Source organism: Fibrobacter sp. UWR2 (assembly GCF_002210285.1).
Taxonomy (GTDB): domain Bacteria; phylum Fibrobacterota; class Fibrobacteria; order Fibrobacterales; family Fibrobacteraceae; genus Fibrobacter.
Genome location: NZ_MWQE01000001.1, coordinates 311,624 through 327,177 on the forward strand (window position 1 = coordinate 311,624; position 15,554 = coordinate 327,177).

Below are 15,554 nucleotides of genomic sequence, written 5' to 3' on the forward strand. Positions count from 1 at the left end.
TTTTAAGAGGCAACGATCAGACTCGAACTGATGAATAAGGCTTTTGCAGAGCCGCCCCTTACCAACTTGGGTACGTCGCCGATTGTGAGCGCCAATATAGGTAATTTGAGCGTTTTTGCCAAGGGTTAGGGGCAAAAAAACTAATTTTTGACCATGTTCAGTGCAGTAACGCGCATGTTTGACGAAATAAAGTTGAAAATCCTTGCCTTGCTCGGGTTTGTGTGGATCCGGAGCCTCCGCGTGCACATGAACACCCCCGAAGGGTTCAGCCCAGGCATTATCGGGGCGTGGCACTGCGACTTGATGGCCAGTTTTGCCGCTTTCAGGAATAGAGGGGTGCATGCCCTGGTTTCGGAATCCCGTGATGGCGAAATACTTGCCCGTGCGATTGAACGCCTGGGCTTCGAGGTGACTCGTGGGTCAGATACGCATGGCGCGCTCAACGTGCGGCATTTGGTACAAACTCTTAGGCATGGCGGATTCGTGGGCATGGCGCTCGATGGCCCTCGCGGTCCGGCACTGCAGGTCAAGCCGGGTTCCCCGTGGCTTTCCGAAATTTCTGGCCGCCCGCTCTGGCTTGTCTGCCCGCGCTACGGAGCGCATTTCCGGCTCAAGACCTGGGATAATTTCATCGTTCCGCTGCCGCTGTCATCAATTGACATCCAAATTAAGTATTTTTGCAAAGAAGAAACAAAAACAGAAAAGGAGTAACCGTCGTGATTACATTGCCGCCAAAATTTGTCGCGTTTGACCTCGAAACGACTGGTCTTGTGAATACGAAAGACGAAATCGTCGAAATCGGTGCCGTAAAGTTTACGATTGCCGTAGAAAAGGGCAAGGTTGTGCCCAAGCTCATCTCGGAATTCAACACGCTCGTGAATCCGAACATGATGATTCCCGAAGAGGCGTCGAAGGTGAACCACATTACCGACGACATGGTGAAGGACGCCCCCCCGGTGGGCGAATGCCTCAAGAAGTTTACCGCGTTCTGCGGGCAGGGCTCTATCCTGATTGCGCATAACGCCCCGTTCGATGTGGGGTTTTTGCGTGTGGCCTACTCCAAGAACCCGCAATATGTGCCTGGCAACCCTGCGATGGATAGCCTGGTCATCGCCCGCACGATCCTGCCGGAACTCGAAAACCACAAACTGGGCTACATGGCGAACCTGTTCATGAAGCGCGGGGAATTCACAATGAAGATCGACCCTGCCAAGATGCACCGAGCCGTCTACGACTGCGAAATGCTCATGGAAGTGTTCGTTGCCCTCATGCGCCGCCGTTTCAAGGAAAAGGACTGGGAAATGGCGAACATCATGGCGAGCTTGGCCAAGTACAAAGGCATCCCGCTGTTTATCAATAAGTAGTCACGGGTCTCTGGCCATTGGTCAAAAAAGGCGCCGGTGGCGCCTGCTTTGGACTGATGACTGAAAATACCTACTAGAGGCAAGAATACACAAAACACCGCCAAGGGCAACCCTGGCGGTTAAATTTTGTTCCGAAACGGGAATTAGATTCCGAGTTCCTGGGCGACGGCCTGGATGCCGAGCTTGCTGATGGTGCGCAGACCGGCAGCGCTCACGCGGAGGGTAACCCAGCGATCTTCTTCGGGAATGTAGAAGCGCTTCTTCTGGAGGTTGGGAAGCTGCTTCATCAACTTCTTGCGGTTGGAGTGGGAAACCATGTTACCCACGAGGCCGGCCTTACCGGTAACTTCACAAATGCGGCTCATAATAAACTCCGTTGTTTTTTACGGACTGCAATTTTAGATAAAAATTGGCGAATTGTCAAGGCTAAAGTTAATCCTGGAGTTCTCTGGGCAGGTTAAACTTGATTGATTCCACCAATTTTATGAAATTTTCGATGTTTAGGGACGAAAAATGCGATTTTAGCCACTGTACGACATCCTGAACCAGCACCTCGGGCGCGGAGGCCCCGCTCGAGATGCCTACGGATTCGATGCCGTCGAACCATGCTGGATCGAGGTCCCCGACACCGGCGATGAGGTAACTCTTGATGCCCTGCTCCAGCCCGAGTTCCATGAGGCGAGACGAGTTGGAGGAGTTCTTGGCACCTACAACCAGGAGCATGTCGACCTGCTTGCATAGTTCGAGCACGGCCGCCTGGCGGTTGCCCGTAGCATAGCAGAGGTCGCCTGCATCCGGCCCGATGATTCCCGGGAACCTGGCTTTGAGGGCCTCGATGATCTTGCGGGTCTCGGCTACGGAGAGGGTGGTCTGCGTGATGTAGGCGAGTTCCTTGCCTTCGGGAACCTGTACGGTCGCGACGTCGGCCTCGTTCTGGATGAGCGAGATGGCGCCTTCGGGGAGCTGGCCGAGCGTACCTTCCACTTCGGCGTGGCCCGCATGCCCGATGAGGATGATGTGGCGGCCTGCGTTATAGTGGCGCTTCGCGCTGTAGTGGACCTTGAGCACCAGCGGGCAGCTTGCGTCGAGGACCTTCAGGTTGCGCTTTTCGGCATCGGCGTAGATGTGTTCGGCGACCCCGTGGGCGGAGAATATGACGACAGAGCCTTCGGGAACCTCGTCGACCTCGTCCACGAATATGACGCCCTTTTCCCTGAGGGTGTCGACGACAAACTTGTTGTGCACGATTTCATGGCGCACATAGATGGGGGCGCCGAATTTTTCGAGAGCCTTCTCGACTACGTGGATGGCACGGTCAACGCCGGCACAGAACCCGCGGGGGGTGGCAAGTACAATCTTTTTCATTTCGTAGTTCCGTCCTGGAATCCGGGCAGGCTTTTGAGGAATGCGATGAACTGTTGGTAGGAGTCCTGGATCTTGGTGCGCTCGTGGGCGAGGAACGTGCTCACGAGTTTCGAATCGGGAAGCATGCGCCTCGGGTAGTCGGCCGTGGTACGCAGCTGGATGATGACGCCTTCGCGTACGAGCGCGGCGGCATTTTCCTTTTGCCCCGCGGAGAACGGGCCGATACAGGTGGCGACTCCGGCCTGTAGAGGTTCCCAGAAGTTGTGGACTCCGAGGCCGCGTGCGAACGAGCCTCCAATCACGGCGGATTTCGAGATGGCGAAGATATCGCCTGTAAGCCCGAATTTGTTCACGATGGAAATGGCTCCCTTCTGCACGAGAGGCCAGTCGACGACCGTATATTCTTCTTCGATGAGGGCCCTGCGGAAAGTTTCTGCTTCTTCGAGCCTGCGCGGGACGAGTACTACCGATTCCTGCCGCTTGATGGAGGATTCTACCATGCGTTCGAGGCTAGTCCATTCGGACATGTGCATGGAGACGAATGCGACGTCGACTGTCGGGTTTTCCGCAGGCTTGACGGGCTCGCCCTTGCGTGCCCATGGGAGGAGTTTCCAGTCCCCGCCGATGGCAGAGCTTGCAATGTTAAACTTGGCGGCTACGTTCATGAAGCGCGAGAGATCGTCGCCCGTCTGCATGCTTGCGAAACCGATGGGAGAAAAATCGATGCCCGGCACCGAGGCGCGGTAGCGGCCCGATACGATGGCGACAGACGGCTTGAGGCAGAGACGGCGCATGGTGGAGAGGTAGCCCGGCCAGAGTTCGTTCTCTCCGAGGATGAGCGCCATGGGCTTGACAGTCTTGGCGAACGCGGCCATGGTGTGTTGCGTGTCGGCCGGTGCGATGCAGGTTTCGATGTTGGTCTCGGTGTTCTTGATGAACTCGACGACTTCCGCCTTCTGCGAGGTAATCAAGATTTTCGGGCAGTTCTCGATATCCTCCTGCAAAAACTTCGCGAGGTTCAGGAGCATCTTGCATTCGCCGAGGCTTGCCCCGTGCATCCACAGGAAGGGGCCTTCGGGCCAGGGGCCATTCAGGCGGTCGCCGATATGGAACCGTGTATTTACGGCAGGGACCTTAGCGACTGCCTTGGCGGCAGTGCCAATGGCGAATCGTGCAAAATCAATCGCGTTAAACATGTTTATCTCAGGCCGTGTAGTTTAAGTAGAACGATAATCAAATTAAAAAATACGAACCAGAACCACGTCGATGCATCGGCCTTGAAAGCCTGTAAAAAGGTACGCCTGGGTACAGAACCGCTTTTGGAGGTGAATATCGCCACTCTGCTGGGGACCATCGGCGTCCTTAACGCCCAGGTGCGCCAGGTGTCGCCGAACTTTTCTTCGAGGAATCGGTCTTCGGCGCGGGCGAGCACGAATTCAAAGAGCATGAGCGCGGGGGCGAAAAGGACAAACAGTTGGTTTGTGCCGAGGTGGAAGGATGCTGCCCCTAGGGCGATGAACAGGTTCGACGTGTAGAGCGGATGGCGGCACTGCGCGTATGGCCCGTCGGTAACGAGTTCGTCGGCTGTATGTGTGCTGCCGCGGGTGTGCTGCCCGATGTACTGGCGCGCCCTTACCCGGAGGGCAATTCCGCCGGCGTACAGGAAGAGTGCCGCGATGTACGGGACGAATTCGGATATGGTTTTGCCCTGCGGGAACGGTGCTGCGGGGCAGGCGATGAGCGCTATGGCGAACAGCGCGAGGATATAGCCCCGGAAGCGGTAGAGGATTGCGCTAGCCTTTCGCATGTTCCAGTTCCACTACGTTGAAACGGGCCTGGGCGGCCTCGCTGAAGGGGTCGTGGCTTGCCATGATGACCCACTTGCCGAGGGCACCTGCAGTATCGAGGAATGCGAGGAGGATCCTTTCGCGATCATCGAGCGCGATGGCCGCCATCGGTTCGTCGAGGAGGACCGTGGGGGAGTCGCTGGCGAGTGCCCACAGGAGGGCGATGCGGGAGCGTTCCCCGCCCGAAAGGCCCTGCTTTTCGAGCAGGCGGTCGGTACCGGCGGTGCGGGCGAATTCCGCGAGAAGTTGTGCTTTCGGGGTGCTCGCGGAGTTTGGGCTGTTTTCGGATGTCGAACTGCGCTCGGGTTTGGATGAGTTCGCGGGTGTTGAACTGCCCGCGGATTTCACGCTGTTAACTTGTTCTAGAAGCAGGCGGCGTGGCGGAAGTTCAAGGTCCTGCGGGATAAAGAACACGTTTTCGGACTGGTCGCTTCCTTCGGGCAGTGACTGCGCGGGCGTATCGCGGGTCGCGGCGTCCCACTCCTCGAGGCCTGCGAGTAGCCGCAAGAGGGTTGATTTCCCGATGCCGTTCCTGCCGCGCAGCAGAACGGGCTTCTCTCTGGACAAAGTAATCCCGAAATCGCGATAGACCGGCGTGTCGCTCCCCTCGTAGGTAAAGTTCCCATGGGCGATTTCAAGCCCGGCGGCATTTTGTGTACGAGATGCGCCGGCATCTTGGGCGGCGCCGTTTAAATCCTGATTAGAACCGCGCGCATCTTGTTCATCTGCGCCATTTATTTCAGGCATGGAACGGCCCGCGGCTCGCATCGGCAACCCCTCGAATTCCACAAGCACCTTGCAGGCGCTCGCCGCGGCCCGGAACTGCGGCACCGCGCGGGCGCATTCCTTCACCGGCTTGTAGCAGAGCAGCAGCGCCGAGCAGAACAGCACAAGCCCCGTCCCGTCCATCCACCCGCGGGCGATAAGCATCGCACAGAATGCGAGAACCGCGACCATCGCCACCACCGAGAGCGTCTCCATCGCGATGGCGAGCGCGTTCTTGCGGATGCTCGCGTCTAGCCCCTTGCGGTTGAGCGTGCCAGCCTCCTCCGACACCTCCTGCGAAAGCTTCCCAATCTCGGTTCTACCGCTCCAGTTGCGGTAGAGCCTGCGGGCGGTATTCAGCGAAAGCCTAAAGTTCGACCGCGCGTACAGGAGTGATTCTTCCTGGGGCCCGAGCGCATGGAGCCTGCGCTGCATCCAGGCGACAAACGGCACCACCGCCGCAAACAGGAACAGCGTGAGCGGCCACGAGATGTACAGGAGCACCGGCAAGAAGATGGCAAGCTGCAGAAGCGCCTGCACCAGCTGGAAATACGCCCCGCCGTTATTCTGCAGCGAGAGCGTCGCCTCGTAGGCGGCCTCGACCTTCGAATCGCCCGAACCGTCATGGAAAAGCCTGGGTGAAAGTCCCCGCAGGGTCCCGAGGAACCATTCCGTCACGCGTTTGCCGGTATTGAACAGGAATGTCTCGGAATTGCGGACCTTCGCGAACATGAACACGAGCCGGAGCGCGGCCAGGAGCCCCATCAGGGCGGCCCATTCCCAGAGGCTGAACGGCGACTGCCCCGAAAGCAGCCCCATGAACGAGCGGATGCCCCACAGCATGCCCGCATCGGCGATGCTGGCCATGAGAGCGAGCGGCAAAAACCGCAAAATCCCGCGAAACAGGGATTTTTTTAGCCTTTTTTCGATGTTCACCCCCAAAAAATACAAAAAAAGTCATTTGGCCCCCTTTACAAAAATCCACGAATAACTATATTTGGCCCTACATAAGACGCCCCTATCGTCTAGTGGCCCAGGACTCGGGATTTTCATTCCCGCAACAGCGGTTCGAAACCGCTTGGGGGTACGAAAGAAACCAATCGAAAGATTGGTTTCTTTCTTTTTTGGTTGTGTTCAAGCGGTAGGTTGTGCCCATTTGACCTCATCTTTGCCCAATCAGTCACCCTTTTCGCGGAATAGGTTATATTTACAGGTAGCCGCAATCTTTGTAATTAAGATGTCTGCATATGATGATGCTCTCTAAAATTAGACTTACGAAACTAGGCAAATTCATCTTTGCTATCGGTTGCCTATTTCCTATTGGAATTGCGATTCTTGTTCCGTTGCTTCTTTTAGGTGGGATGAAGATTAGGGAAATAGATGAAAAATGGATTAATGAAGGTGTTTCGGATGTATTTGAAAAAAAGTCTTTTTCATATGATAAAGTATTTGTATTTGCAAATGAAGTGACAATAAAGGATCATGCAAAGCAATACTCCATTATGGGTTCCTTTGGAAAACAATGGCAGGTAAGTCTGAATACAAACGATGGCGGTAAAACTTGGACGTTGACAGGTGCTGACACAGCAGTGTATTTTAATGAAAAAATAGATGAATGGAATTATTATGGCGATGCCGTTTTAGGTGGAAATTTTGGAAAAATATACGTGAGTAAACAAGATTCTTTTTCAAACGAAAAAACGATTATACTAGAAGAATTGAATGGTCCCAGTTCAAATTTGTCCGGCTATTGTAAAAGATGGGGAAAAATGTATGCCCAAAATAGCAACGACTGGGTTGTTTGTGGATATGATGATGCGCCATCGTCAATCCATGAAGTTCGTATTATACATAGATCAGAAGGTGTATTTAAACTCCATACATCTTTTCCAAATAAATGGCACTTTTTTCGTTTAGAATATATGAAACCGTCTGATTTCTATGTTAATGGAAATTTAATGATTGGAATTTTTAGATTTCATATAGGAACAGGAACTTTACTTCACTATCTATATTATAGCGTTAATGGAGGAGAAACATGGGAAAATGAAAAAATACCAGTTTTTTCACACGAACGGTTGTTGGTGACAAAAGATTCAATTGTTGTTCTCGGACTAAAAGAAATAAACGATAAAAATAGGGTAAAAGCCACCATCCTCACGATGCCAATACCGAAAAACTAACGGATTGTCCGCAGCAGGTAAATTTTTACTCCATATTGCAACGCCATTCGCTTGTTTTTCGGCAAAGAAAAGAGTATATTTAAGATAGACAAGAGGTTCAATTATGTCGGATACGGCTTTTGCAGAACTCGAATCCCAGGTGGAAGAACTCCCCCTGTTTCAGATCATTGTCCTTCGGCAAAAGTTGGACCGCATTCTGGAACGCAAAAAGTCTGCGACTAATGTGGCCGCTGGTCTTGCCCTGCTTGACGAATTCGCTGGTTCAGTAGAACGCGAAATTGACTACAAGAAAGAACGCGAAGAAAGCAGGGATTTCTAAATGAATCTGCTGATAGATTCAAATGTCATTCTTGACATGGTTCAACATCGTGAACCGTTTTTTCGCGAGTCAAAAGAAATCATCGCAGAATGTATCAGGCAGAGCCATTTCGGTTTTGTGACGGCGCATTCCCTTTGCGACATCTACTACATCCTCCGCAAGGATATGTCTGCCGAGCAAAGGTTGAAACTGGTAAATATGTTCTGCCAGTTCTTTACAATTATTCCTGAAACGGCTTCGGATTTCGCGGCTGTCACAGAAAATCCGGATACCGAAGATTTGGAAGATGGTTTGCAACAACAGTGCGCCGCCCGTTTAAATCTCGATTACATCGTTACGCGAAATATTGACGATTTCGGGACATCCACCGTTCCTGCCATTGAACCCGGGCAATTCCTGTCTAAATTTTTCTAGTATATGAACAAGATGGAAAACTCTGCCAAATGGTCAAAAGAACGCTTTGATGCGGAACTCGAGAAAGGCTACAATGATATGCTGAACGGTCGTGTTACGCCTTGGAACGACGTGTATGCTAAACTCTCCAAAGCCATCTCCGAAATCAATAACGGAGCACCGGTCGTTGATGCAGAAAAATTCATCAAGGGTTTGATGATTTAAATCGATCCACTGGTCTAGATTATGCTTCATGTGATTGACGCGAAGTAGTCTTTCGTTTCCACAAAAAAAGAAGTCCCGCATTAGCGGAACTTCTTTTAATTTGTCTATAAGACTTACTTGAGCGTGCTGACCTGCACGTCCCAGCTCTGGTTGCCAAGGGCAATGCGGTAGGTGCTCGTTGCACCGGCCTTCATGTTCTTGGTGTCCACTGCCGGAGCGGCGTTCGGGTCCTTCTTCGGCACGCCAATGTGGCGGTTGCCCTTGAGGAACTCGATACCCTTGTTGCCAGCCTTCGTCTGGAGGCAGCCCGTGATGAAGATGGTCTCGTCGGTAACCGGCAGGCCATTTTCTTCGAGGAGCTTCTTGGCAGCCGGGATGCCCGGCGGAAGGATTTCTTCGGCGCACTGGATGCCCGGATAGGCTTCCTTGAACGGCTTCATGTTGAACTGGTCGGCGGCAATCTTCACGAGCTCCGGATCCGGTTCGCACGGGGTCTTGCCCTGGTAGCCGAGGAGCATCTTGCCGTAGCCTTCCGTCATCTTGAACCACGTACCGCGGCCTGCGGCCTGGTTCAGGGTGTTCATGTAGGCCTGCTGGAAGTAGAACTGGGAAACCGGCGTCACGGAAGAAGCAAAGCCACCGCGGCGGACGCATTCGCTCATGTTCTCGATAACCTTCGGGAACAGGTGGAAGGTCTTGGTTTCACGCATCATGAGGGTGTTGGCGGTAAGAGCGCCACCCGGCATGGGGCTGAAGATCACGTCGGTCGTAATCTGGCGGGCCTCGGGCGGGAAGTTGTAGTCCTTGAGGCATTCGACGGCGACGTTGTTCGCTTCCATGAGTTCCGGAATGTGATCGTCGACGATGCTGTCTTCACCGAGGGCGAGCTTGTATTCCGTGCCCTTGAGGGCGTGGAACATGGAGAACAGGTCGGGCTGAGCCGTACCGCCGGAGAGCGGCTTGCGGCCGAGGTCGACGCCATCGGCGCCACCTTCGATAGCGGCCTTGTACTGGGCCACACCGGTACCGCAGGTGTCATGGCTGTGGATGCGGAGTTCAACCTTGTCGCCGAGGAGCTTGCGGGCGCGCTTGAAGGTCTCGTACACCTTGGTCGGGTTCGTCGTACCGGAAGCGTCCTTGAAGCAGACGGAAGCGAACGGAACACCCGCGTCCAGGATGTTGCGGAGGATGCGTTCGTAGAATTCCGGGTTGTGGGCGGCGTTGAGGTCGCATCCCGGAGGCAGTTCCATCATGGTCACGACGACTTCGTGTTCCAGACCGGCGTCGGTGATGCACTTGCCGGAGTAGATCAGGTTGTTCACGTCGTTGAGGGCGTCAAAGTTACGGATGCGGGTCATGCCGTGCTTCTTGAACATGTCGGCATGGAGCTTGATCATGTCGCGCGGCTGCGGGGCGAGGGCCACCACGTTGATACCGCGGGCGAGGGTCTGCAGGCGGACGTTCGGGCCCACGACGCGACGGAATTCGTCCATCATGTCGAAGGCGTCTTCGCCGCAGTTCTGGTAAAGGGCCTGGAAACGGGCGCCACCACCAGCTTCAAAGTGGGTGATGCCGGCCTTGCAGGCAGCTTCGACGGCGGGCATAAAGTCCTTCGCGAAGACACGGGCACCGAAAATAGACTGGAAACCATCGCGGAACGAGGTGTCCTGGAACTTGATCTTTTTCATAGTGTTTTCCTGTGGGATAAATCCCTTGTTTTACTGTACAATAAAATACGGGGGGAAAAATAGTAAAAAATAAGGGGGGAGGTCTCCCCCTCGGTTAAGCCCGTGGTCTTAACCTACCCCTTCGCCTAGGGGCAGGCCCCTAAAACCCCAAAAGGCGAGAGCCGTGCCAATCGCACTTGTGCGAATTGGCATAGCCGAGCCGCAGGGGTTTCTGTAAAACCCTAGATCCTAGTCTATAACCTCTACACCTATTAAATGAACATCATTGTATTCAGCTTGGCGCGGTATTTCCACGTGAGTTCGTGCTTGGGCCCGAGCACACCGAACAAGGTAAGCATCGCCTTCTTTGCGGCGCCGTCGTTCCATTCGGGCGCTTCTACGAACAAGTTAAGGAACGCCTGGAGTGCGCTTTCGAATTCTTCGGCACAGGCGAGCTTGCAGGCCTCGTGGTACACGATGGCCTCCTTGCCCTGTACGTCCTTCTTCGCGGCTTCGGCGTGGAAGTCGAGGAGTTCCAGCAGGGATTTCGCCTCGCGGTACTGGTCATCGCCCTCGTTGAACTTCTGGAGCACGGCTTTCGCCTTCTCGGTGTCGCCCATGCCGAGGCTCGCCTTCGCCCACAATAACTGCAGTTTCTTGTCGTCGGGAGTCTTCGCGAGGGCCTCGTCGAGCATCGGGAGCGCCTGGTCAAAGTTCTTCTGGGCAATCGCGTCTTCGAGTGCCATCTGGAACCGGGCCTCGTCCGAGATAAAGAACTTCTCGAGTCGCTTCTTCAGGTCGGCTTCGGGCAATACGCCCGCGATGACGTCTGCAATCTGGCCCTTGTCCACCACGTGCACCTCCGGTACGGACTGCACGCGGAACGCCTGGATGAGCTGCATGTTTTCGCGGTCGTCGCAACTCACCACCCCGAGGGTGAAGTCCATGCTGGTGGAAAGCTGGCCCATCAACTGCGAGTAGGGGGCGCAGTCAGGGTATTCTGCGGAAGAGAAAAGCACCGCGACAGCGCGGGTCTCGGAGGCCTGGATGACCTCGGTCTCAAAATTTTCAGCGGTAATCTGTACTACTTTAGCCATGTGCCTAAATTTAGTTAATAGTTGTTGATATTGAAATAACTATATTCATGACCATGAGTATATGCCCTTTTTGCAAAACGGAAGTAGTTCAGAAGAAAATAGGCCATCTGGACCTGCGCATTTGCCCCAAGTGCTTTTCGACTTTTTTCCCGTGCGACCAGACGATGGCCTTGCGCGGTGATGTTCCGGATCGTTCGCGCGAACTGTGGTACAACGCCCTCAAGGCGAAAAATGCACCCGACCCCGATATGGCGTGTGCCTGCTGCATCGATCACGGAGAACCTTTGATTGACGGAAACATTCCCGATTACGGGATGCCCGGCAAGGTGACAACCTGTTGCAAGATGTTCCACCTTCCGCCGTCGCAGATGCTTACTATCCTGAAACGTACGCTGGATTCGCCTTTCCAGAAGCCTGCGTCTTCTTCGACAAAGCATCATTTCTTTTTTATTCGTGCGATTGATGCAATCGTGAATAAGTGGTTTGGGGAAAAAATGCCGGAGGTGGACCCTCTGGACGAAATACAGTACAACCTCCACTTAAAGAAGATTTTCGAATAACATGAAAAAAACATATGCCGTGCTCGCGATTGTCGCTGCTGCGATTCTCGTCGCCTACGCACTACTTCCGGATAGGTCCTTTTCCGAAGAGGTATTCCCGCTTTCCGAAGGCGTGAGCCTTGATAAGTACGATGACCGCCTGGATGGCGGCTCTTCGGAAGCGTCCATGGAACTGCGCGATTCTTCGGTCGATTTCTCGTGTACGCTCGGTACGGACACTTCGAAGTTTGCATGGTGCGGCCTGCTCTGGAACTTTGACCCGCAGGGCGAGAAGAATTACAGGAACTGGATGTTCGTGGATTCGCTCGTGTTTGATATCGACGTGAAGGGGACTGACGAAATCCTTGTGAAGGTCTGGACATTCGATCCGGATGTGACGGATATCGAGAAGGCTGCAACCTTCAAACTCCTCTTGAAGGAAATCCCCGTGAAGGCGGGGCGCCAGCGTATCGCTATCCCGATGGAACAACTCTATACGCCGGATTTCTGGTACGAGACTGCGGGTGTCGACCCGAAGTTCAACAAGCGCCACCAGGAAACAGTCGCCCGCTTTGAGATTACTCCAGGCTGGAACCAGCCGCGCGGGAAGGCATTCTCCGTGAAGGTGCTTTCGATTTCTGCGAGCGGAGTAAGCAACATCTATTTTGGCGCAGTGCTTTTTGCGTTCCTGATTCTCACCATCATCGCCGTGGGCCGTAGCCACAAGATTCATAATGACGAAGAAAAATAGAAGTAGGGCCATCGTTGCTGCGATTTTCTGTGCCCTTTTCCTGGTATGGGTCTTCGTGCTTTTTTCTTATAGGAATACTGCGCACGAGTTTTTCCCGGATTCGATTTTCGAGATATATGAAGTAACGGATGCATCCATGGGCGGGAACTCTACTGCGGTGTTGGATTTCTCGGATTCTACGCTTGGCGTTGAAATCAATGTGCGCTCGGGCGTTGCGTATCCGGCGGTAGGAGTCGGGTTCAATCTTAGGTCGGTCAATAATCGCCCCGTAGATTATTTTGATTTTTCGAAATATGATTCTCTTGAGATTGTTCTCGCGACGAAGCGTATGAACTCGGTCTCGGTGCGCGTCATGACGGACGACCCGGTGTATACGAGGGCTGGCTTCCGCGAAACGCTCCGTCCGGTTGTGTACAACGTGTCGGCAACGCGTTCGTTTGAATCGGTGAAGTTCCCGGTGACTGGCTTTAGGACGGCTGTGTGGTGGATTGCCGCGATGGGCATGGAAAAGGACGATGGCCTTACGCATTTGCACAGGAGCGTGTTGCTCGAGATAACGAACGGTGATGGCGTGATGCGGGGCATTCCCGACGAAATCAACGTGAAAAAAGTACGTGTCTGGGGAATCAATCGCGATTTAGAGAAGGCAATGTATGCTATTTTACTATTGATGGCAGTGACGTTTGTGCTGATTGAGACAGGCGTGCTCAAAAGACGCATGGACGGAAACTCCCGAAAATAGGAAGTAAAAATGTCTAGATACTGGAATCTTGACCGCGTCATGCGGTTTGTTTTAGGGAGTGTCGCTGTTGGCCTCTCTGTTTTCCTGGTGTATTATCTGCGTGGCGTGCTGTTCCCGTTCTTTGCGGCGTTCCTGCTTGCCTACATTGTAGACCCTATCGTAAACTGGCTGCAGAAGAAGGTGAAGCATCGTGTTATTGCCGTTATCATCGTACTTATTGCAGTTCTCCTTATCTTGTTCGGGTTTGGCAAGTTCTTCATCCCGCAAATCGTTCGCGAAGTCCAGACTCTAGGCGTATTGATTACACGCCTGTTCACGGACTCGGAATGGTCGTCACGCCTAAACGAAATATTGCCCGCGAACTTACTCGATTCCATCCGTTCGATGATTTCATGGGACAAACTTGCATCGGCAATGCAACGCTTGGATTTTTGGACCGAAGTGCAGAACATCGCGTCGAAGGTGTTGCCTGGTGCGTGGGGCGTACTTTCCTATACCGGCACGATTGTCATTTGGTTCTCTAGTGCTGCGATTATCTTCATGTACCTCGTGTTCATCATGCTCGACATGCACAAGTTGCGTGCTGGTGCGCTCAGCATGTTCCCGAAGCGCATGCGCAAGGATGCTAGTTTGTTCGCAAAAGAGACAGACAAGTTTATGGGCAACTACTTCCGTGCTCAGGCGCTGGTTGCCCTGATTGTCGGAATCCTTTATGCGGTGGCCTTCGGCGTGATGGGACTGCCTATGGGGGTCGCCTTTGGTCTTTTCTCTGGTGCGCTCAACATGATTCCGTACATGCAGCTCACTACGATCCCGCTCGCACTGCTACTGGCGGTCGTCTACGCCCTCAACACAGGGCTTCCGTTCTGGGAAGTCGCACTCATCATCGGCAGCATCTATCTGGTGGTGCAGGTCATCGAAGACTTTTTCCTGGTTCCGCATATCGTCGGGAAGTCTATGGACTTGCCTCCCGTAGGCATTCTCCTCTCGCTTTCCGTGTGGGGTAAGTTGTTGGGCTTCTTAGGTTTACTTGTTGCAATTCCCTTTACCTGCTTGTGTCTTGTGTATGTGAAGAAGTTCCACGAGAGGACTGACACGCGCGAAGAAGAAAAAGTCGAACCACCACCCGAGGCTTGATTTTATAGGGCTTGGAACGAATTTTTTTCAAAAAAAATATTCCACATGCGAAAAAAAAAGGTATAATATCACCATACAATTAATCTCAACAACTCAAGGAGTTAAAAAATGAACAAACAAGAACTCATCGACGCCATCCTCGCTAACAAGGAAGCTGGCATTGAATCCAAGGCTGCTGCTGCTCGCGCTGTTGACGCCGTTCTCGACGGTATCGCTGCTGGCATCAAGAAGGACGGCAACGTCCAGCTCATCGGCTTTGGCACCTTCACTGTCAAGACCCGCGCTGCCCGTACCGGCCGCAACCCGCAGACTGGCGCCACCATCAAGATCAAGGCCTCCAAGACCGTCGGCTTCAAGGCCGGTGCTGCTCTCAAGGCTGACGCTGCCAAGAGCAAGGCCAAGAAGTAATTTCTACTTCGGCTGAATTTAGGGAACCGCTCCGCTTCGGAGCGGTTTTCTTTTTTTGAATATTCGGGAATAAAAAAAGACCCTGCAACGCAGGGTCTTTTTCAGTGGTCGATACAGAACTCGAATCTGTGACCTCCACCATGTCAAGGTGGCGCTCTAACCAACTGAGCTAATCGACCATTAAGGTAGCCCAATAGTAGAAACTTGGGCCCGATTTGTCAAGGGGAAATGGCGTTTTTTTAGCCACTAGCGATCTTCTGCAGGTATCCAGTAGCGCAATCTGCCCTTGATGTGTAGCCTGGGGAGATCTTCCTTGCAGAATCCGCTCCTGCAGTCCATGGCGTACAGGTCCAGGTCCGCAGTCCAGGTGGAATCGTCCTTCTGGTCGAAATGGACTATGCTGCTGTCTGCAAATATCGTCCCTTTCTCGGAATTTTCGACAACGAACCAGGAATATTGCCCTTGAACGGGAGCATTGTCGCCCAGGGTGGGCTTGTTTACCATGAGCGAAATCTGGTCGCCCCGCGAGCTTTCCTTGGCGCGTGTCTGCAGGTATAGGTAGTGATGGCTATTGTGGATGAATGGAATTTCCACATCGTCGGCATGGAGTTCGATGGTGTGGCTTTCGCCGCCATTGATCTTGTACTTGATGTAGCCCCCGCCTTTGACTTCCCAGCTGTCGTTGATGCCGCTGCAGGCGATAAGCCCGAGCGACATTGCAACAAAGGCCGAGACTTTGCCCAGGTCCATCG

Annotated in this window: 19 protein-coding genes and 3 tRNA genes; 12 read left to right on the top strand and 10 right to left on the bottom strand. The window is 53.4% G+C overall.

Annotation, left to right across the window (positions count from 1 at the left end; translation table 11 throughout):
- Positions 1-7: 7 nt before the first annotated feature.
- Positions 8-80, bottom strand: a tRNA-Cys gene (locus B7994_RS01225).
- 73 nt (positions 81-153) lie between these two features.
- On the opposite strand from B7994_RS01225, the gene B7994_RS01230 reads away from it, so the two are divergent.
- On the top strand, positions 154-711 hold the full coding sequence (locus B7994_RS01230; protein ID WP_233142920.1) for a lysophospholipid acyltransferase family protein: 558 nt from the start codon (positions 154-156) through the stop codon (positions 709-711).
- A 5-nt stretch (positions 712-716) separates the two neighbouring features.
- A complete protein-coding gene (locus tag B7994_RS01235) occupies positions 717-1,364 on the top strand; it encodes a PolC-type DNA polymerase III (RefSeq protein ID WP_088636661.1) in 648 nt (215 codons plus the stop codon).
- A gap of 143 nt (positions 1,365-1,507) precedes the next feature.
- Here B7994_RS01235 and rpmB read toward each other — a convergent pair whose 3' ends face one another.
- From rpmB to B7994_RS01260, 5 genes are all read right to left on the bottom strand, one after another.
- The gene (gene rpmB, locus B7994_RS01240) at positions 1,508-1,729 is read right to left on the bottom strand and encodes a 50S ribosomal protein L28 (RefSeq protein ID WP_088636662.1); all 222 of its coding nucleotides are present in this window, start codon (positions 1,727-1,729) and stop codon (positions 1,508-1,510) included.
- A gap of 67 nt (positions 1,730-1,796) precedes the next feature.
- Positions 1,797-2,729: a 4-hydroxy-3-methylbut-2-enyl diphosphate reductase gene (gene ispH / locus B7994_RS01245; RefSeq protein WP_088636663.1), complete on the bottom strand. Its 933-nt coding sequence runs from the start codon at positions 2,727-2,729 to the stop codon at positions 1,797-1,799.
- Positions 2,726-3,925, bottom strand: a complete 1,200-nt coding sequence (locus tag B7994_RS01250; protein ID WP_088636664.1) for a 3-deoxy-D-manno-octulosonic acid transferase — start codon at positions 3,923-3,925, stop codon at positions 2,726-2,728. Before B7994_RS01250 ends, ispH begins: the two co-directional genes overlap by 4 nt.
- Positions 3,926-3,927: 2 nt before the next feature.
- Positions 3,928-4,536 (bottom strand): isoprenylcysteine carboxylmethyltransferase family protein, encoded by a 609-nt coding sequence (locus tag B7994_RS01255; protein WP_088636665.1) that lies wholly within the window; start codon positions 4,534-4,536, stop codon positions 3,928-3,930.
- Positions 4,523-6,223, bottom strand: coding sequence for an ABC transporter ATP-binding protein (locus B7994_RS01260; protein ID WP_233142921.1), 1,701 nt, complete (start codon positions 6,221-6,223; stop codon positions 4,523-4,525). The genes B7994_RS01255 and B7994_RS01260 overlap by 14 nt, the downstream gene beginning before the upstream one ends.
- Before the next feature lie 132 nt (positions 6,224-6,355).
- Here B7994_RS01260 and B7994_RS01265 point away from each other — a divergent pair.
- From B7994_RS01265 to B7994_RS01285, 5 genes are all read left to right on the top strand, one after another.
- Positions 6,356-6,428: transfer RNA gene (locus tag B7994_RS01265), tRNA-Glu, on the top strand.
- Between the two features lie 160 nt (positions 6,429-6,588).
- The gene (locus tag B7994_RS01270) at positions 6,589-7,524 is read left to right on the top strand and encodes an enterotoxin domain protein (RefSeq protein WP_088636666.1); all 936 of its coding nucleotides are present in this window, start codon (positions 6,589-6,591) and stop codon (positions 7,522-7,524) included.
- Positions 7,525-7,627: 103 nt separating this feature from the next.
- Entirely contained in the window at positions 7,628-7,843 is a 216-nt protein-coding gene (locus tag B7994_RS01275) for a hypothetical protein (protein WP_088636667.1), read from the top strand.
- Positions 7,844-8,257: a PIN domain-containing protein gene (locus B7994_RS01280; RefSeq protein ID WP_088636668.1), complete on the top strand. Its 414-nt coding sequence runs from the start codon at positions 7,844-7,846 to the stop codon at positions 8,255-8,257. It abuts the gene before it with no gap.
- Between the two features lie 12 nt (positions 8,258-8,269).
- Positions 8,270-8,461 carry a hypothetical protein gene (locus tag B7994_RS01285; RefSeq protein ID WP_144063695.1) on the top strand — a complete coding sequence of 64 codons (192 nt, stop codon included), beginning with the start codon at positions 8,270-8,272 and terminating at the stop codon, positions 8,459-8,461.
- A gap of 113 nt (positions 8,462-8,574) precedes the next feature.
- Here the strand turns inward: B7994_RS01285 and B7994_RS01290 are convergent, their stop codons facing one another.
- On the bottom strand, positions 8,575-10,149 hold the full coding sequence (locus B7994_RS01290) for a biotin attachment protein (protein ID WP_072812807.1): 1,575 nt from the start codon (positions 10,147-10,149) through the stop codon (positions 8,575-8,577).
- A 251-nt stretch (positions 10,150-10,400) separates the two neighbouring features.
- Positions 10,401-11,225 (bottom strand): tetratricopeptide repeat protein, encoded by an 825-nt coding sequence (locus B7994_RS01295; protein ID WP_088636670.1) that lies wholly within the window; start codon positions 11,223-11,225, stop codon positions 10,401-10,403.
- A gap of 53 nt (positions 11,226-11,278) precedes the next feature.
- On the opposite strand from B7994_RS01295, the gene B7994_RS01300 reads away from it, so the two are divergent.
- From B7994_RS01300 to B7994_RS01320, 5 genes are all read left to right on the top strand, one after another.
- Positions 11,279-11,785, top strand: a complete 507-nt coding sequence (locus B7994_RS01300; RefSeq protein ID WP_144063696.1) for a hypothetical protein — start codon at positions 11,279-11,281, stop codon at positions 11,783-11,785.
- A 1-nt stretch (position 11,786) separates the two neighbouring features.
- Entirely contained in the window at positions 11,787-12,515 is a 729-nt protein-coding gene (locus B7994_RS01305; RefSeq protein ID WP_088636672.1) for a hypothetical protein, read from the top strand.
- The gene (locus B7994_RS01310; protein ID WP_088636673.1) at positions 12,499-13,257 is read left to right on the top strand and encodes a hypothetical protein; all 759 of its coding nucleotides are present in this window, start codon (positions 12,499-12,501) and stop codon (positions 13,255-13,257) included. Before B7994_RS01305 ends, B7994_RS01310 begins: the two co-directional genes overlap by 17 nt.
- Before the next feature lie 9 nt (positions 13,258-13,266).
- The gene (locus tag B7994_RS01315; protein ID WP_088636674.1) at positions 13,267-14,394 is read left to right on the top strand and encodes an AI-2E family transporter; all 1,128 of its coding nucleotides are present in this window, start codon (positions 13,267-13,269) and stop codon (positions 14,392-14,394) included.
- A 108-nt stretch (positions 14,395-14,502) separates the two neighbouring features.
- Positions 14,503-14,802, top strand: coding sequence for an HU family DNA-binding protein (locus tag B7994_RS01320; RefSeq protein ID WP_088636675.1), 300 nt, complete (start codon positions 14,503-14,505; stop codon positions 14,800-14,802).
- 105 nt (positions 14,803-14,907) lie between these two features.
- On the opposite strand, the gene B7994_RS01325 is transcribed toward B7994_RS01320, so the two are convergent.
- Positions 14,908-14,981: transfer RNA gene (locus tag B7994_RS01325), tRNA-Val, on the bottom strand.
- Positions 14,982-15,048: 67 nt separating this feature from the next.
- Positions 15,049-15,552, bottom strand: coding sequence for a hypothetical protein (locus tag B7994_RS01330; protein WP_088636676.1), 504 nt, complete (start codon positions 15,550-15,552; stop codon positions 15,049-15,051).
- Positions 15,553-15,554 lie beyond the last annotated feature (2 nt).

What these genes read in the sequence shown, in the direction of transcription:
- B7994_RS01295 (WP_088636670.1), bottom strand. Translation starts at nt 11,225, where the DNA reads ATGGCTAAAGTAGTACAGATTACCGCTGAAAATTTTGAGACCGAGGTC.
- B7994_RS01230 (WP_233142920.1), top strand. Translation starts at nt 154, where the DNA reads ATGTTCAGTGCAGTAACGCGCATGTTTGACGAAATAAAGTTGAAAATC.
- B7994_RS01255 (WP_088636665.1), bottom strand. Translation starts at nt 4,536, where the DNA reads ATGCGAAAGGCTAGCGCAATCCTCTACCGCTTCCGGGGCTATATCCTC.
- ispH (WP_088636663.1), bottom strand. Translation starts at nt 2,729, where the DNA reads ATGAAAAAGATTGTACTTGCCACCCCCCGCGGGTTCTGTGCCGGCGTT.
- B7994_RS01310 (WP_088636673.1), top strand. Translation starts at nt 12,499, where the DNA reads ATGACGAAGAAAAATAGAAGTAGGGCCATCGTTGCTGCGATTTTCTGT.
- B7994_RS01300 (WP_144063696.1), top strand. Translation starts at nt 11,279, where the DNA reads ATGAGTATATGCCCTTTTTGCAAAACGGAAGTAGTTCAGAAGAAAATA.
- B7994_RS01305 (WP_088636672.1), top strand. Translation starts at nt 11,787, where the DNA reads ATGAAAAAAACATATGCCGTGCTCGCGATTGTCGCTGCTGCGATTCTC.
- B7994_RS01250 (WP_088636664.1), bottom strand. Translation starts at nt 3,925, where the DNA reads ATGTTTAACGCGATTGATTTTGCACGATTCGCCATTGGCACTGCCGCC.
- B7994_RS01285 (WP_144063695.1), top strand. Translation starts at nt 8,270, where the DNA reads ATGGAAAACTCTGCCAAATGGTCAAAAGAACGCTTTGATGCGGAACTC.
- B7994_RS01270 (WP_088636666.1), top strand. Translation starts at nt 6,589, where the DNA reads ATGATGATGCTCTCTAAAATTAGACTTACGAAACTAGGCAAATTCATC.
- B7994_RS01280 (WP_088636668.1), top strand. Translation starts at nt 7,844, where the DNA reads ATGAATCTGCTGATAGATTCAAATGTCATTCTTGACATGGTTCAACAT.
- B7994_RS01320 (WP_088636675.1), top strand. Translation starts at nt 14,503, where the DNA reads ATGAACAAACAAGAACTCATCGACGCCATCCTCGCTAACAAGGAAGCT.
- B7994_RS01275 (WP_088636667.1), top strand. Translation starts at nt 7,628, where the DNA reads ATGTCGGATACGGCTTTTGCAGAACTCGAATCCCAGGTGGAAGAACTC.
- B7994_RS01290 (WP_072812807.1), bottom strand. Translation starts at nt 10,149, where the DNA reads ATGAAAAAGATCAAGTTCCAGGACACCTCGTTCCGCGATGGTTTCCAG.
- B7994_RS01315 (WP_088636674.1), top strand. Translation starts at nt 13,267, where the DNA reads ATGTCTAGATACTGGAATCTTGACCGCGTCATGCGGTTTGTTTTAGGG.
- rpmB (WP_088636662.1), bottom strand. Translation starts at nt 1,729, where the DNA reads ATGAGCCGCATTTGTGAAGTTACCGGTAAGGCCGGCCTCGTGGGTAAC.
- B7994_RS01330 (WP_088636676.1), bottom strand. Translation starts at nt 15,552, where the DNA reads ATGGACCTGGGCAAAGTCTCGGCCTTTGTTGCAATGTCGCTCGGGCTT.